The sequence below is a fragment of the Sphingomonas sp. SRS2 genome (assembly GCF_000971055.1).
In the GTDB taxonomy this organism is placed as follows: domain Bacteria; phylum Pseudomonadota; class Alphaproteobacteria; order Sphingomonadales; family Sphingomonadaceae; genus Rhizorhabdus.
Genome location: NZ_LARW01000019.1, coordinates 1 through 1,169, shown reverse-complemented (window position 1 = coordinate 1,169; position 1,169 = coordinate 1). Strand labels below are relative to the sequence as shown.

Here is a 1,169-nt window from a genome sequence, read left to right as displayed (position 1 = left end):
CGGTCGGGCTACGCCCTCCCTACGCCGCGCTCAGCGCAAGCTGGCGCCTCACAACAACGTTACCCGATCCCGCAAGGGGGTCCCTTTTAGACGCCTATCGGGGGTCCCGTTTGCACGCCGATTGACAGATACGTCGGGATCCTCAAGATCGCGGCCAATTGTAAAGGCAATTTCCGCCTCGGCTTTGGGGTGAATGACCTGCGCCGAATCGAGCACGCCTCCGTCAGGAATTTCCATGTCCGCAAACAGCGCGCCGAAATCGGGTTGGTCGACACCGAGCTGCCGGCGGACCGAATCTGCCGTCAGGCCGATCTTGCGGCCGACCAGCTTACGCCCCAAAGACTGCCAATGCCGGGTGTTTATGGCCTGGACGGCGTAAGCGCCTTCGGCATCAAGAGGGTCGAGGAAATCCCGCAAGGGTGCGATTGGAGGGCCGCGATACGCATCGCGTAGCATCCGTGCCACGAGGTCAAGGTTTCTGCTCATAGGGAAACCACTATGCAACACAGCAGGGCCAGGGCAATCTCGCCTTGCCACAACTTCCCACGATGTGGGATAAAGTCGCATGAGCCTTGGTCGGACATCGCCGCCATTATCCGTCGACAAGTCACTTGCCCTGCTCGTCCAGGTTCTTGAGGGTGACTTTGCATCGATGTCCGCCTTGGCGTCGGCTGCGGGGCTACCTCTCTCAACGGCACATCGGCTTTTGACAGGTCTCCAACATGCGGGCTTCATCGTCCCGGTTAGTCGCGGTCGTTATATCAGCGGCCCAACATTGCGGCGGCTGGCTCGGCCCGAGAACGACACGAACAGGATTTTCGTGCAGATCGCTGCCCCGATCCTGGCAAAGCTATCGCGTCGCACCTGTCGCGTCTGTCACTTGGGCGTGCTGGAAGATGGCATGATGACCTATCTGATCAAGGAGGGCGATGCCCAGGATCACACTTTGTCGCGCCAAGGGATGCAGCTCGAGGCGTATTGCACCGGCCTGGGAAAAGCATTGCTTGCTCATATGCCGGAGACCAAGCGCGATGATTACCTTGGCGCGCTCTAACCTGAAGTGCAACACCCGAATTTGATAGGGTGTACCGATGGGAAATCACTACAGCCAGTTGAGTATGGACGAACGCAACGAGATTCAACGGAGCCGGAATATGGGATTGAGTTGT

Annotated in this window: 2 protein-coding genes; one reads left to right on the top strand and one right to left on the bottom strand. The window is 58.8% G+C overall.

Annotated elements, in window-relative coordinates; all coding sequences use genetic code 11:
- Nucleotides 1–48: 48 nt before the first annotated feature.
- Nucleotides 49–486 carry a 2-keto-4-pentenoate hydratase gene (locus tag WP12_RS00110; RefSeq protein WP_443027836.1) on the bottom strand — a complete coding sequence of 146 codons (438 nt, stop codon included), beginning with the start codon at nucleotides 484–486 and terminating at the stop codon, nucleotides 49–51.
- A 79-nt stretch (nucleotides 487–565) separates the two neighbouring features.
- Between WP12_RS00110 and WP12_RS23750 the strand changes: the two genes are divergently transcribed.
- The gene (locus tag WP12_RS23750) at nucleotides 566–1,054 is read left to right on the top strand and encodes an IclR family transcriptional regulator domain-containing protein (protein ID WP_084690885.1); all 489 of its coding nucleotides are present in this window, start codon (nucleotides 566–568) and stop codon (nucleotides 1,052–1,054) included.
- Nucleotides 1,055–1,169 lie beyond the last annotated feature (115 nt).

Coding starts and splice junctions, on each gene's coding strand:
- WP12_RS00110 (WP_443027836.1), bottom strand. CDS start 486: ATGAGCAGAAACCTTGACCTCGTGGCACGGATGCTACGCGATGCGTAT.
- WP12_RS23750 (WP_084690885.1), top strand. CDS start 566: ATGAGCCTTGGTCGGACATCGCCGCCATTATCCGTCGACAAGTCACTT.